The sequence below is a fragment of the Giesbergeria anulus genome (genome assembly GCF_900111115.1).
GTDB lineage: Bacteria > Pseudomonadota > Gammaproteobacteria > Burkholderiales > Burkholderiaceae_C > Simplicispira > Simplicispira anulus.
The window spans coordinates 391,266-403,048 of sequence record NZ_FOGD01000002.1 but is presented as its reverse complement, the minus strand read 5'-3'; the positions used below and the strand labels follow the sequence as shown (position 1 = coordinate 403,048).

Sequence of the window (11,783 nt, the reverse complement as noted above, 5' to 3'; positions counted from 1 at the left end):
GTGGCGCTAGTTCGGGGGCGGGGCTATTTCTAATGGGTGCAACGGCATGATTTTGGTCACAGGGGGGGCTGGCTTTATCGGTTCGCATACCTGCATCGCATTGGCGCAAGCGGGCTTGCCTTTTTTGATGCTGGACAATTTCAGCAACAGCCGCTGCTCGGTGCTGGAGCGCATGGGGCGCATTATCGGTGCGGTGCCTGTGTGCATTGAGGGGGATGTGCGCGACGCTGCCTTGCTGGCGCAGTTGCTGGCCCAATACCCGATCAATGCCGTCATCCACTTTGCGGCACTCAAGGCCGTGGGGCAATCGGTAGCCACCCCTTTGCGCTATTACGAAAACAACGTGGCGGGCACCATCACCTTGCTACAGGCCATGCAGCAGGCGCAGGTGCGCACTTTGGTTTTTTCTTCTTCGGCCACGGTGTATGGTGAACCGGCCACCCTGCCCATTGGTGAGGATTTTCCCCTCTCGGCCACCAACCCCTACGGCTGGAGCAAGCTGATGATGGAACAGGTGTTGGCTGATGTGGATGCCGCAGAGCCGGGGCAGTGGCACATCGCTCGGCTGCGCTACTTTAACCCGGTGGGGGCCCATGAGAGTGGCCTGGTCGGCGAAGACCCGCAAGACGTACCCGGCAACTTGTTGCCTTATGTGGCCCAAGTGGCCGCAGGCCAGCGCAGTTGTCTGAGCATTTATGGCAACGATTACCCCACCCCCGATGGCACCGGCGTGCGCGACTACATCCATGTGGCCGACTTGGCGCAAGGGCATCTGGCTGCCCTGCGTTATCTGCGCCAGCATCCCGGCTTACTGACTGTCAACCTAGGCACAGGGCGTCCGGTATCGGTACTAGAGATGGTGCACAGCTTTGAGCGCGCCAGCGGTCGCTCCATCCCCTATCAGATCGTGGGCCGCCGCCCCGGCGATGTGGCCCAATGTTGGGCCAACCCCAGCTTGGCACAACAGCTATTGGGCTGGAAAGCCCAGCATGGCATTGACCGCATGTGCCAAGATGCTTGGCGCTGGCAGAACGGTGAGGCCCGCAGTGTGGCCTAGCCGCGTGGTATCTTCCTGCGCTTGTTCTCCATTGCTACATTTACCGCGCCATGCTTGCCAAACGCATCATCCCCTGCCTTGACGTCACCGGAGGCCGTGTCGTCAAAGGCGTTAATTTTGTTGAACTGCGCGATGCAGGCGATCCGGTAGAAATTGCCGCGCGCTACAACGCCCAAGGGGCCGATGAGCTCACCTTTCTAGACATCACTGCCACCAGCGATGGTCGTGACCTGATCCTACACATCATTGAGGCCGTAGCCAGCCAAGTGTTTATTCCTCTCACGGTGGGCGGTGGCGTGCGCACGGTAGAAGACGTGCGCCGCCTGCTCAACGCCGGGGCCGACAAGGTCAGCTTCAATTCGGCGGCCATTGCCAACCCTGACGTTATCAACGCTGCCTCGGCCAAGTACGGTGCCCAGTGCATCGTGGTAGCCATTGATGCCAAACGCCGCACGCCCCAAGACGAAGCCCGTCTCGGTGCCAATGGTCAGCCCGTCGGTATGGGTTGGGACGTTTACAGCCACGGTGGCCGCAAAAACACGGGCCTAGATGCGGTGCAATGGGCGGCGGACATGGCCCGGCGTGGTGCAGGCGAGATTTTGCTCACCAGCATGGATCGCGACGGCACCAAGGCCGGATTCGATTTGGCCCTGACGCGCACCGTGAGCGATACCGTGGCCGTGCCCGTCATTGCCTCTGGCGGCGTGGGCAACCTCGACCATTTGGCCGATGGCGTGCAACAAGGCGGCGCCGATGCTGTGCTGGCCGCCAGCATATTTCACTATGGTGAATACACCGTGCAACAGGCCAAACAGCACATGGCGGCCCGTGGTATTCCGGTGCGCTTGTAATCGTAATCGTTCACAATCGCACGATGAACTGGATAGAACAAGTCAAATGGGATGCGCAGGGCCTCGTGCCCGTGATTGCGCAAGAGCGTGGCACGGGTGACGTGCTGATGTTTGCTTGGATGAACCGCGAGGCGCTGCAAAAAACCGCCGAGTTGGGTCGTGCCGTGTATTTCAGCCGTTCACGCGGCAAACTGTGGTTTAAGGGTGAAGAGTCCGGCCATGTGCAAACGGTACACGACATCCGCATTGACTGCGATAACGACGTCATCTTGTTGCAAGTCACGCAGCAGGGCCATGAGCCGGGCATTGCCTGCCACACTGGGCGGCACAGTTGTTTTTACAGCGTGCTGCGTGATGGTGATTGGCAGCCGGTCGATCCGGTGCTCAAAGACCCCGAATCCATCTACAAATAAGTGAAAGAGGTTGGCTCCATGTCCTGTGCTGATGATTCTTCTGTCGAGGGCGCGCTGGCCCGTGTGGCTGCGGTGATCGAGAGCCGCAAGCCGGCGCATGGCGGCGATCCAGAAAAAAGCTACGTCGCCCGTTTGCTGCACAAAGGCCCCGATGCCTTTCTGAAAAAGATTGGTGAAGAGGCCACCGAGGTGGTGATGGCGGCCAAAGACGTCGATCATGGTGTCGACAAGGCCAAGTTGCTGTACGAGGTGGCCGATCTGTGGTTTCACTCCATGATTGCGCTGGCCCACTACGATTTGTCTCCGGTGGATGTGGTGGCGGAGTTGGAGCGCCGCGAGGGCACCAGTGGCCTGCAAGAAAAAGCCCAGCGTCAGGCAGCGCCATGAGCGATGTTTTTGATGCGCAGAGCAACGAAGAAAAAGCCCGTGGCCTGATGGCTTGGGGCTGGGCCAGTTACCTGCTGCATTTGGTGGTGGCGGTGGGGGCAGTGATTCCGGGGGCGCAGCCCGGTGCTGCCCTGCTCGTCATCGCGCTCATCATTGATTTGGTAAAAAAAGGTGATGCCGAGGGCACTTGGCAGGCCAGCCATTTTTCTTGGCGCATCCGTACCGTGCTCTGGGCTGGGGTGCTCTATGTGCTCACAGCGCCGCTGTGGTTGCTGTTTTTCTTTCCGGGCTGGATTGCTTGGGCGCTGATCTCGCTGTGGTTTCTCTACCGCATCGTGCGCGGCATGGTGGCTATGAACAAGGGACAAGAACTGTATGACTGAGTCCCGAACACCGCAACGGATCAATTTGGCCTTGCAAGGAGGCGGCCCCCACGGTGCCCTGACTTGGGGAGTGCTCGATGCCTTGCTCGAAGATGGTCAGATTGAGTTAGATAGCATCAGTGGCACCAGTGCGGGTGCCATGAATGCCGTGGCCGTGGCCCACGGCTTTGCCCAAGCGGCGCAGCAATACCAAGACCCGCAAGATGTGCGCCAAGCCGGTGCTGATCTGGCCCGCGCTACCCTCACCCGCCTGTGGGAGGGCACCGGGGCCTTGGGCAATCTGGCTTGGGGTGCGCCGCTGTCGCAGGTGTTTCCGGGGCTGGCCATGATGACGCCGTGGCTGGCACCAGCACAGGCCAATCCGCTCGATATCAACCCTTTGCGTCAGTTGCTACAGCGCGAAGTTGATTTTGAGTTGTTGGCTGCCTCCACAGCCGCGCCACAGGTGTTTGTCTGTGCCACCAATGTGCGCACGGGGCAGGGTGAGATATTTTCTGGCGATCGTCTTACGGCAGATGCCGTGATGGCCTCGGCCTGTCTGCCTTTGGTGTTCAAAGCGGTAGAGATCAATGGCGAGGCTTACTGGGATGGTTGCTATTCGGGCAATCCGCCGCTTTACCCCTTGATCTACAGCGCCCAAAGCAGCGATATTTTGCTGGTACAAATCAACCCGGTGGAGCATTTGCGCGTGCCCGCCACAGTGCCCGAAATCACTGACCGCGTGAACGAAATCACCTTCAATGCCGGTTTGCTGGCCGAGTTGCGTTCCTTAGAGTTTGCCCATCGGCTGCGCGCTGAGGGCAAGATCGACACCGGCAACTTTAAAGAGGTGTATATGCACCGCATTGATGGTGGTGCCGTGCTGGCCGATTTTGGTTTGGCGGGCAAAACACGCGCCGACCTAGGCTTTATGCGCCAGCTGTTCGCCTTGGGCCGCACGGTAGGCCTGCAATGGCTGCAAGATCACCGCACTGACATTGGCCTGCGTTCTAGTTTCCAATTGGCACCCGCCAGCTAAACCCACCTGTTTTTCCAGAGCGCTCTTATGCACGATCCGAATTGCCTTTTCTGCAAAATCATTGCGGGGCAGATCCCGTCACGCAAAGTTTACGAAGACGAAGAACTTTTCGCCTTCCACGACATCCATCCTTGGGCACCTGTGCATTTTTTGCTGGTGCCCAAGCTGCACATTCCGTCAATGGCACAGGTGCAGCCGGAACATGCGGGCCTGCTGGGGCGCATGATGGCTTTGGCACCACGTTTGGCGCTAGAGCAGGGCTGCAACCCCTATCCTGATGGGGGCTTTCGTGTGGTGGTCAATACGGGGCTTGAAGGCGGGCAAGAAATCCACCATCTGCACCTGCACATCATGGGTGGCCCGCGTCCTTGGCTCAAGGGCTGATACCCCCACCTCTACAATGAAGCGCATCGCTTAGGAGATTTTCATGGGTTCGTTTTCCATCTGGCACTGGCTGATTGTGCTGCTGATCGTGGTCATGGTGTTTGGCACCAAAAAGCTCAAAAACATTGGCTCCGACTTGGGTGGTGCCGTCAAGGGCTTTAAAGATGGCATGAAAGACGGCAGCACCGCTGATGGCGCTGCCCCCCCGCCCTCCGGCCAAGTAGCTAGCAGTGCAGCAGTAGATAAATCGACGATTGATGTCGAAGCCAAACGCAAGGCCTGAGTCCTTCAGGTGGCAATGGCATGATTGATATCGGGTTTTCCAAACTGGCCTTGATTGGTGCCGTGGCGCTGATCGTCATTGGCCCTGAAAAACTGCCGCGTGTGGCGCGCACCGTGGGCACTTTGCTGGGCAAGGCGCAGCGCTATGTGTCTGATGTCAAGGCCGAGGTCAACCGCTCGATGGAGTTGGATGAGCTGCGCAAAATGAAAGAAACGGTCGAGGGTGCCGCCCGCGAAGTGGAGCATTCCATCCACAGCCAAACCAGTGCTTTTGAGCAAGATTGGGCCGATGCCACCCGCTTTGATGCCTTGGGCGCAGACAGTACGGCCAGTAGCATGGTGGTGCCAGCCTACCGCCATCCCGGCAAAAACTGGCGTCTCAAGCGGGGCACCATGCCGCAGTGGTACAAATCTCGCCAAGGTGTACGCACCAAGGTACAGTCTGGTGCAGCGCGGGTAGCGCGCCACCGTCCTTCCCCCCGGTTTTACTGATGCCGCAGCGCTTGGCGCGGCGCGGGCGGGCTTAGTTTCCCGCCGCCCCTACACATGTCCGATCCATCCTCCACAGACGAACTCGCGGGCACCGAACAGCCCTTTGTGCAGCACTTGGTAGAGCTGCGCGACCGCATGGTCAAGGCCCTGCTAGCCGTGCTGGTGGCGGCGGCCTTTTTGTTCTTTTTCCCCGGCCCCGGCACGCTGTACGACTGGTTGGCCGCGCCGCTGGTGGCGCACTTGCCCAAAGGGGCCACGTTGATTGCCACCTCGGTGATATCGCCGTTTATGGTGCCACTCAAAATCTTGCTCATGGCCGCTTTTTTGTTGGCGTTACCGATGGTGCTGTGGCAGGTGTGGGCCTTTGTGGCACCCGGCCTGTATTCGCATGAGAAAAAACTGGTGTTGCCGTTGGTCATCTCCAGCACCCTTTTGTTCTTGGTGGGCGTGGCGTTTTGCTACTTTTTCGTTTTTGGGCAGGTGTTTGCCTTTATCCAAGGCTTTGCCCCCAAAAGTATCACGGCTGCGCCTGACATTGAGGCTTATCTGGGCTTTGTCTTGACCATGTTCTTGGCCTTTGGCTTGTCGTTTGAGGTGCCAATTGCCGTGGTGGTGCTGGCGCGCATGGGCGTGGTCAGTGTGGCCAAGCTCAAGGAGTTTCGCGGTTACTTTATTGTGCTGGCTTTTGTGATTGCCGCCATCGTCACGCCACCCGATGTGGTGTCGCAGTTGGCACTGGCTATCCCCATGTGCCTGCTGTATGAATTGGGTATTTGGGCTGCACAGATTTTTATCCGCCACACCCAAGCCCCAGCAGAAGACGACACCCCCCCTGCCGCCTCCTCTTGATCTTGTGCCTCAGCGGCGCAGCGCCCGTTGCAGGCGTGGGCGCACGCCGGGGGTCACGGCCAGTTCTAGCATTCGATCACCGCGCTGCACCTGAAAGCTGGCAGGTGCTCCCGGTTTGAGCGAGGCTACGGTGGCTAGCAGTGTGGGTACATTGGTCACGGCTTTATCGTCCACGCGCACAATCACATCGCCGGGGCGTATACCGGCCAGTGCTGCTGGGCCATCTTGCAGCACCCCGGTCAAAATCACGCCCTCACTGGCCCGAACGCCAAAGGTTTCGGCCAGTTCGGGCGATAGCTCGTTGGGTTCGACACCAATCCAGCCGCGCGTTACCTGCCCGTCTTTCACGATGCCATCGAGCACCATTTTGGCTGTGGATACCGGAATAGCAAAACCAATCCCCATACTGCCGCCTGAGCGCGAGTAAATGGCAGTGTTGATGCCCAGCAGATTGCCGTTCACATCCACCAGCGCTCCGCCAGAGTTGCCGGGATTGATGGCGGCATCGGTTTGGATAAAGTTTTCAAAGGTGTTGATACCCAACTGGCTGCGGCCCAGCGCACTGACAATGCCACTGGTCACGGTTTGGCCCACGCCAAAGGGGTTGCCAATCGCCAGCACCTGATCGCCCACTGCCAACTGATCCGAATTGCCCAGCACAATCACTGGCAGCTTGTCCAATTCAATCTTCAGGATAGCCAAATCGGTATCGGGGTCGGTGCCAATGGTGCGGGCGCGTGCGCGGCGGCTGTCAGTGAGCGTGACGTCGATCTCGTCGGCCCCTTCCACCACATGGTTGTTGGTCAGGATGTAGCCATCGGGGCTGATGATGACGCCGCTGCCCAGCCCGGTTTGGGGCTGGCTTTGCTGCTGATCGCCAAAAAAGAACTGAAACCAAGGGTCGTTGCTGCGCGGATGGCGTACTGCCGCCTTGCTGGTGTTGATGCTGACCACCGCTGGCGCGGCCTTGCGCGCCGCCGGGCTAAAGCTGCCGGGGGCCGGGCGTGCAGGATCGCTGATCGGAGCCGCCTCAAACAACGTCACGCCAGCGCCAGAGCGTCTAGCCCCCGCCGCCAGCCAATCTGGTTGCAGCGTGGCAACGACAAAATAGGCGGCGACAAATACCGTCACCGCCTGGGAAAAAATCAGCCAGAAGCGTTTCATGAGCAATCAGAAAAAATAGGCCCAAAAGAGGCAAGTGGCGATTGTGAACCAGTACGCCATGGTGCCAACACCGGCTATTGGCGCGACAATGGGCGTATGAGCATTTTTCGCGACACCCTGCGGCAGTCTCTGGATATGTTGCTGCAACCCGAACGTTTCAAGGACTACGGCCCCAACGGCCTACAAGTGGAGGGCAAGGCACAGATTGAGCGCATTGTTAGTGGCGTCACTGCCAGCCGAGCTTTGATTGATGCTGCCATTGAGGCCCGCGCCGATGCCATCTTTGTCCACCATGGTTTGTTTTGGCGTGGTCAAGATGGCCGCGTCACGGGCTGGATGAAGCAGCGCCTGCAACGGCTATTGGCGCACGACATCAATCTCTTTGCTTACCACCTGCCGCTTGATGCCCATCCCACCTTGGGCAACAACGCCCAACTGGCCTGTGTGCTGGGCTTGCAGGGAGAGGCTTGTTTTGGCGAGCAGTCTTTGGGCTGGCTGGGCCAGCGCGACGATGGCTGCACTTTTTCCAGTGCCCACGCTCTAGCGGCACACGTTGAGGCCGCGCTAGAGCGGCCTGTGACGTTGGTGGGCGATGGGTCTGGCCTTATTCACAAAGTAGCTTGGTGCAGTGGTGGTGCCCAAAGTTATTTTGAGGCTGCCATTGCTGCCGGGGCCGATGCCTTTATCACGGGAGAGATTTCCGAGCCGCAGATGCACCTTGCTCGTGAATGTGGTGTGGCCTTCATTGCCGCTGGTCACCATGCCACTGAGCGCTATGGTGCCCCTGCTGTGGCTGCACAGTTGGCCGAGCAATACGGGCTAGACCACTACTTTATTGACATCGATAACCCGGCCTGAGCATGAATACCAACACCAACACTGTGCCCCGTGTTTGGGCCATCACCCAAGGCGATTCTGCGGGCATTGGCCCAGAAACTATTGCCAAAGCCTTCCGCGATGCGCCTGAGCAACTCCAAGGTTGTTTTGTTGTTGGCGATGTCGCTACTCTGCGTCGTGCCGCCGCCTGTGTGCTGCGCCCCGGCCTGCCATCGCTGCCCATGGCCTTGATTGCGTATCCAGCCCAAGCCCTGGAGGTGCCACGGCGTTGCTTGCCCGTGTTGCCACTACCCGGTCTGCCCAGCCCACAGCCCTTTGGGCAGATCAGCGCCGCTGCTGGGCGTGCGGCGGCTGACTGCGTGCTCTGGGCCGCCCAAGCGGCCTTGCATGGTCAGATTGCAGGGCTGGTAACGGCACCGCTGCACAAAGAGGCGCTCCATGCCGCTGGGGTCGATGTTCCCGGCCATACGGAACTGCTCCAAGCGCAAGCCGCAGCCCATGCGGGTGTGGCGTTGGCCGATATGCCGGTGCGCATGATGCTGGCCAATGACGAATTGCGCACCGTGCTGGTCAGCATCCATGTGTCCCTGCGCGAGGCGATTGCTGCCGTCACTTACGACAACGTGCTGCAAACCCTGCGCATCACCCACCATGCCTTGAGTCGCAGCTTGGGGCGCGTGCCGCGCATTGCCGTGGCCGGACTCAACCCCCACGCCGGAGAGGGTGGCTTGTTTGGCCGCGAAGAAATTGACACCATTGCCCCGGCCATTGCCACGGCTTGCGCCGAAGGGATGAACATCCAAGGCCCGTTTGCACCAGACACCATTTTTATGCGCGCCCGCCAAACGCCCGCGCACCCCGGCGAGTTTGATGTCGTGGTAGCCATGTACCACGACCAAGGCTTGATTCCCGTCAAGTATTTGGGGGTGGATAAAGGCGTCAATGTCACCCTAGGGCTGCCACTGGTACGCACCAGCCCCGACCACGGCACCGCCTTTGATATTGCCGGTCAGGGCGTGGCCGACGCGGCCAGTCTGATTGAGGCTGTGTGCATGGCCAAACGGCTGTCGTAGCGCGATCAGCGCTTGAGGCTGTCGCGGATTTCGCGCAGCAGCACAATATCTTCGGGGGTGGGGGGGGGAGCCACCGGAGCGGCTGGTGCGGCTTCGGCATTGCGTTTCAGCCGGTTGATCTGCTTGACCATCATAAAAATGATGAAGGCCAGAATAAAGAAATTGACTGCCACGGTGATGAAGCTGCCATAAGCAAACACCGGTACCCCAGCTTTTTTGAGCGCGTCCAGCGTCATGGCCGTGCCTTCGGGCACATGGCCTAGCGCGACAAACAGGTTGGAAAAGTCTAACTTGCCAAACACCAGCCCTACCACCGGCATGATGAGATCGCCCACCACTGAATCGACAATTTTGCCAAAAGCCCCACCAATAATCACGCCCACTGCCAAGTCAATCACATTGCCCTTGATGGCAAATTCTCTAAATTCTTGCACCATTCCCACGTTCATCTCCTTGCCCAAGGTTAAAGCCCGCAGTGTCGCGGCTGCGGGATACCCCTACGTAGTCCGCTACAATTTGAGGCTAAACCCCCAATACTAGCGATGTTCATCGAGGATCCCCATGAGTGACACTCCAATCGACTCCAGCAAGCGGACGTGGCTGATTGCGTCCGGCTGCGCGGGTGCGGTGGGCGGCTTGGCAACCGCCGTCCCCTTCGTGAGTACTTTTCAGCCCTCCGAAAAAGCCAAGGCAGCCGGTGCTGCAGTCGAGGTGGACATCTCCGCCCTCAAGCCCGGTGAAAAAATGACCGCCGAGTGGCGCGGCAAGCCCGTCTGGATCGTCCGGCGCACCCCAGAGCAGTTGGCTGATTTGCCAAAGATTGATGACCAGCTGGCTGACCCCAAGTCTGAGCGCAAACCGGCTGAATTCACTCCGGTGTACGCTCGCAACGGCCACCGCTCTATCAAGCCTGAAGTTTTCGTGGCGGTGGGCATTTGTACCCACCTCGGTTGCTCGCCTTCCGATAAGTTTGTCACTGGTGCCCAGCCCTCACTGCCCGCCGATTGGAAGGGTGGCTTCTTGTGCCCCTGCCACGGCTCTACCTTCGATATGGCGGGCCGCGTGTTCAAAAACAAGCCTGCACCCGACAACCTCGAAGTGCCTCCCCACATGTACCTGTCAGAGACCAAGATCCTGATCGGTGAAGATAAGAAGGCCTGAGGAACAACGACATGGCTCACGAATTCAAGGAAATTTCCCCCAACGCCTCGGGCGGTGCCAAGCTGACCAACTGGTTTCAAAACCGGTTTCCCACTGCTTTTGACGCCTACCGCGTGCACATGTCGGAGTATTACGCTCCGAAAAATTTCAACTTCTGGTATATCTTTGGCTCATTGGCGCTGCTAGTGCTGGTGATCCAAATTGTCACCGGCATTTTCTTGGTGATGCACTACAAGCCTGATGCTGACAAAGCATTTGCCTCTGTGGAATACATCATGCGTGATGTGCCTTGGGGCTGGTTGATCCGCTACATGCACTCCACTGGGGCATCGGCCTTCTTTGTGGTGGTTTATCTGCACATGTTCCGGGGCCTGATGTATGGCTCGTACCGCAAGCCACGCGAGCTGGTCTGGGTTTTTGGCTGTGCCATTTTCTTGGCACTGATGGCTGAAGCCTTTATGGGCTACCTGTTGCCTTGGGGCCAAATGTCCTACTGGGGCGCTCAGGTGATTGTGAACCTGTTTGCTGCTGTGCCCTTTGTTGGCCCCGATCTGGCCCTGCTGATCCGTGGTGACTACGTGGTGTCTGACGCTACGCTCAACCGCTTCTTCAGCTTCCACGTCATTGCTGTGCCACTGGTGCTGCTGGGCTTGGTGGTTGCTCACTTGTTGGCCCTGCACGATGTGGGTTCTAACAACCCTGACGGTATTGAAATCAAAGGCCCCAACGCGCCTAAGGATGCCAATGGTCACCCCCTCGACGGCGTGCCTTTCCACCCCTACTACACCGTGCATGACATCATGGGGGTGTGCCTGTTCTTGATGGCCTTCACAGCGGTGATCTTCTTCGCCCCTGAGTTTGGTGGCTACTTCTTGGAATACAACAACTTTATTCCTGCCGATCCGTTCCAAACACCACTGCACATTGCACCAGTTTGGTACTTCACGCCGTTCTACTCCATGCTGCGCGCTATCACCACTGAGATGATGTATGTGCTGATCGCCTGCGTGTCGCTTGGTGCTCTGTTGGCTGTGCTCAAGTGCAAGCTGCCTGCTTTCATCAAGGTTGGCATTTTGGGTGCTGCCGTGGTGGTGGTAGCCATGATGTTGTCCATCGATGCCAAGTTCTGGGGTGTGGTGGTTATGGGTGGTGCAGTAGTGATTCTGTTTGGTCTGCCTTGGCTCGATCACAGCCCCGTCAAGTCCATCCGCTACCGTCCAAGCTGGCACAAGTATGTGTATGCCGTGTTTGTCGTCAACTTTGTGGTGCTGGCTTACTTGGGCGTGCAACCACCTTCGCCCATCGGCGAACGTGTGTCGCAAGTCGGTACCCTGTTCTACTTCGGCTTCTTCCTGCTCATGCCTTGGTGGAGCCGCTTGGGCGAGCCTAAGCCCGTGCCTGACCGCGTGACCTTTGCTGCACATTGAGCTGG

At 58.7% G+C, this 11,783-nt stretch carries 16 protein-coding genes; 14 read left to right on the top strand and 2 right to left on the bottom strand.

What is annotated here, in order from left to right; translation table 11 throughout:
* Positions 1-46 precede the first annotated feature (46 nt).
* From galE to tatC, 10 genes are read left to right on the top strand one after another with little or no spacing between them, the layout of a single operon-like run.
* Positions 47-1,057 (top strand): UDP-glucose 4-epimerase GalE, encoded by a 1,011-nt coding sequence (gene galE, locus BMX55_RS05790; RefSeq protein ID WP_091454233.1) that lies wholly within the window; start codon positions 47-49, stop codon positions 1,055-1,057.
* Between the two features lie 50 nt (positions 1,058-1,107).
* Positions 1,108-1,908: an imidazole glycerol phosphate synthase subunit HisF gene (gene hisF, locus BMX55_RS05785; RefSeq protein ID WP_091454230.1), complete on the top strand. Its 801-nt coding sequence runs from the start codon at positions 1,108-1,110 to the stop codon at positions 1,906-1,908.
* 23 nt (positions 1,909-1,931) lie between these two features.
* Complete coding sequence (gene hisI / locus BMX55_RS05780) at positions 1,932-2,321, top strand: phosphoribosyl-AMP cyclohydrolase (RefSeq protein WP_091454228.1); 390 nt, start codon at positions 1,932-1,934, stop codon at positions 2,319-2,321.
* Between the two features lie 18 nt (positions 2,322-2,339).
* Entirely contained in the window at positions 2,340-2,708 is a 369-nt protein-coding gene (locus tag BMX55_RS05775; RefSeq protein WP_091454898.1) for a phosphoribosyl-ATP diphosphatase, read from the top strand.
* Positions 2,705-3,091, top strand: a complete 387-nt coding sequence (locus BMX55_RS05770) for a DUF4870 family protein (protein WP_091454225.1) — start codon at positions 2,705-2,707, stop codon at positions 3,089-3,091. The genes BMX55_RS05775 and BMX55_RS05770 overlap by 4 nt, the downstream gene beginning before the upstream one ends.
* Positions 3,084-4,109: a patatin-like phospholipase family protein gene (locus tag BMX55_RS05765; RefSeq protein ID WP_091454222.1), complete on the top strand. Its 1,026-nt coding sequence runs from the start codon at positions 3,084-3,086 to the stop codon at positions 4,107-4,109. The genes BMX55_RS05770 and BMX55_RS05765 overlap by 8 nt, the downstream gene beginning before the upstream one ends.
* A 27-nt stretch (positions 4,110-4,136) precedes the next feature.
* Positions 4,137-4,493, top strand: a complete 357-nt coding sequence (locus BMX55_RS05760) for a histidine triad nucleotide-binding protein (RefSeq protein WP_091454219.1) — start codon at positions 4,137-4,139, stop codon at positions 4,491-4,493.
* A gap of 43 nt (positions 4,494-4,536) precedes the next feature.
* A complete protein-coding gene (gene tatA, locus BMX55_RS05755) occupies positions 4,537-4,776 on the top strand; it encodes a Sec-independent protein translocase subunit TatA (RefSeq protein WP_091454216.1) in 240 nt (79 codons plus the stop codon).
* 20 nt (positions 4,777-4,796) lie between these two features.
* Positions 4,797-5,267, top strand: a complete 471-nt coding sequence (tatB, locus tag BMX55_RS05750; RefSeq protein ID WP_091454212.1) for a Sec-independent protein translocase protein TatB — start codon at positions 4,797-4,799, stop codon at positions 5,265-5,267.
* 54 nt (positions 5,268-5,321) lie between these two features.
* Complete coding sequence (gene tatC / locus BMX55_RS05745; RefSeq protein WP_091454209.1) at positions 5,322-6,116, top strand: twin-arginine translocase subunit TatC; 795 nt, start codon at positions 5,322-5,324, stop codon at positions 6,114-6,116.
* Positions 6,117-6,125: 9 nt separating this feature from the next.
* On the opposite strand, the gene BMX55_RS05740 is transcribed toward tatC, so the two are convergent.
* Positions 6,126-7,280, bottom strand: a complete 1,155-nt coding sequence (locus BMX55_RS05740; protein WP_091454207.1) for a S1C family serine protease — start codon at positions 7,278-7,280, stop codon at positions 6,126-6,128.
* 96 nt (positions 7,281-7,376) lie between these two features.
* Between BMX55_RS05740 and BMX55_RS05735 the strand changes: the two genes are divergently transcribed.
* A complete protein-coding gene (locus tag BMX55_RS05735; RefSeq protein ID WP_091454204.1) occupies positions 7,377-8,138 on the top strand; it encodes a Nif3-like dinuclear metal center hexameric protein in 762 nt (253 codons plus the stop codon).
* Positions 8,139-8,140: 2 nt separating this feature from the next.
* Positions 8,141-9,190: a 4-hydroxythreonine-4-phosphate dehydrogenase PdxA gene (gene pdxA, locus BMX55_RS05730; RefSeq protein WP_091454200.1), complete on the top strand. Its 1,050-nt coding sequence runs from the start codon at positions 8,141-8,143 to the stop codon at positions 9,188-9,190.
* A 5-nt stretch (positions 9,191-9,195) separates the two neighbouring features.
* On the opposite strand, the gene mscL is transcribed toward pdxA, so the two are convergent.
* A complete protein-coding gene (gene mscL / locus BMX55_RS05725; protein ID WP_091454895.1) occupies positions 9,196-9,633 on the bottom strand; it encodes a large conductance mechanosensitive channel protein MscL in 438 nt (145 codons plus the stop codon).
* A gap of 118 nt (positions 9,634-9,751) precedes the next feature.
* Here mscL and petA point away from each other — a divergent pair, with 118 nt between their 5' ends.
* Both petA and BMX55_RS05715 read left to right on the top strand, forming a co-directional pair.
* Positions 9,752-10,351, top strand: coding sequence for a ubiquinol-cytochrome c reductase iron-sulfur subunit (petA, locus tag BMX55_RS05720; RefSeq protein ID WP_091454197.1), 600 nt, complete (start codon positions 9,752-9,754; stop codon positions 10,349-10,351).
* An 11-nt stretch (positions 10,352-10,362) separates the two neighbouring features.
* The gene (locus BMX55_RS05715; RefSeq protein WP_091454194.1) at positions 10,363-11,778 is read left to right on the top strand and encodes a cytochrome b; all 1,416 of its coding nucleotides are present in this window, start codon (positions 10,363-10,365) and stop codon (positions 11,776-11,778) included.
* The last annotated feature ends 5 nt before the right edge of the window (positions 11,779-11,783 follow it).

What these genes read in the sequence shown, in the direction of transcription:
- hisI (WP_091454228.1), top strand. Translation starts at nt 1,932, where the DNA reads ATGAACTGGATAGAACAAGTCAAATGGGATGCGCAGGGCCTCGTGCCC.
- BMX55_RS05765 (WP_091454222.1), top strand. Translation starts at nt 3,084, where the DNA reads ATGACTGAGTCCCGAACACCGCAACGGATCAATTTGGCCTTGCAAGGA.
- BMX55_RS05760 (WP_091454219.1), top strand. Translation starts at nt 4,137, where the DNA reads ATGCACGATCCGAATTGCCTTTTCTGCAAAATCATTGCGGGGCAGATC.
- BMX55_RS05770 (WP_091454225.1), top strand. Translation starts at nt 2,705, where the DNA reads ATGAGCGATGTTTTTGATGCGCAGAGCAACGAAGAAAAAGCCCGTGGC.
- pdxA (WP_091454200.1), top strand. Translation starts at nt 8,141, where the DNA reads ATGAATACCAACACCAACACTGTGCCCCGTGTTTGGGCCATCACCCAA.
- galE (WP_091454233.1), top strand. Translation starts at nt 47, where the DNA reads ATGATTTTGGTCACAGGGGGGGCTGGCTTTATCGGTTCGCATACCTGC.
- BMX55_RS05740 (WP_091454207.1), bottom strand. Translation starts at nt 7,280, where the DNA reads ATGAAACGCTTCTGGCTGATTTTTTCCCAGGCGGTGACGGTATTTGTC.
- tatB (WP_091454212.1), top strand. Translation starts at nt 4,797, where the DNA reads ATGATTGATATCGGGTTTTCCAAACTGGCCTTGATTGGTGCCGTGGCG.
- tatA (WP_091454216.1), top strand. Translation starts at nt 4,537, where the DNA reads ATGGGTTCGTTTTCCATCTGGCACTGGCTGATTGTGCTGCTGATCGTG.
- petA (WP_091454197.1), top strand. Translation starts at nt 9,752, where the DNA reads ATGAGTGACACTCCAATCGACTCCAGCAAGCGGACGTGGCTGATTGCG.
- tatC (WP_091454209.1), top strand. Translation starts at nt 5,322, where the DNA reads ATGTCCGATCCATCCTCCACAGACGAACTCGCGGGCACCGAACAGCCC.
- BMX55_RS05775 (WP_091454898.1), top strand. Translation starts at nt 2,340, where the DNA reads ATGTCCTGTGCTGATGATTCTTCTGTCGAGGGCGCGCTGGCCCGTGTG.
- BMX55_RS05735 (WP_091454204.1), top strand. Translation starts at nt 7,377, where the DNA reads ATGAGCATTTTTCGCGACACCCTGCGGCAGTCTCTGGATATGTTGCTG.
- BMX55_RS05715 (WP_091454194.1), top strand. Translation starts at nt 10,363, where the DNA reads ATGGCTCACGAATTCAAGGAAATTTCCCCCAACGCCTCGGGCGGTGCC.
- hisF (WP_091454230.1), top strand. Translation starts at nt 1,108, where the DNA reads ATGCTTGCCAAACGCATCATCCCCTGCCTTGACGTCACCGGAGGCCGT.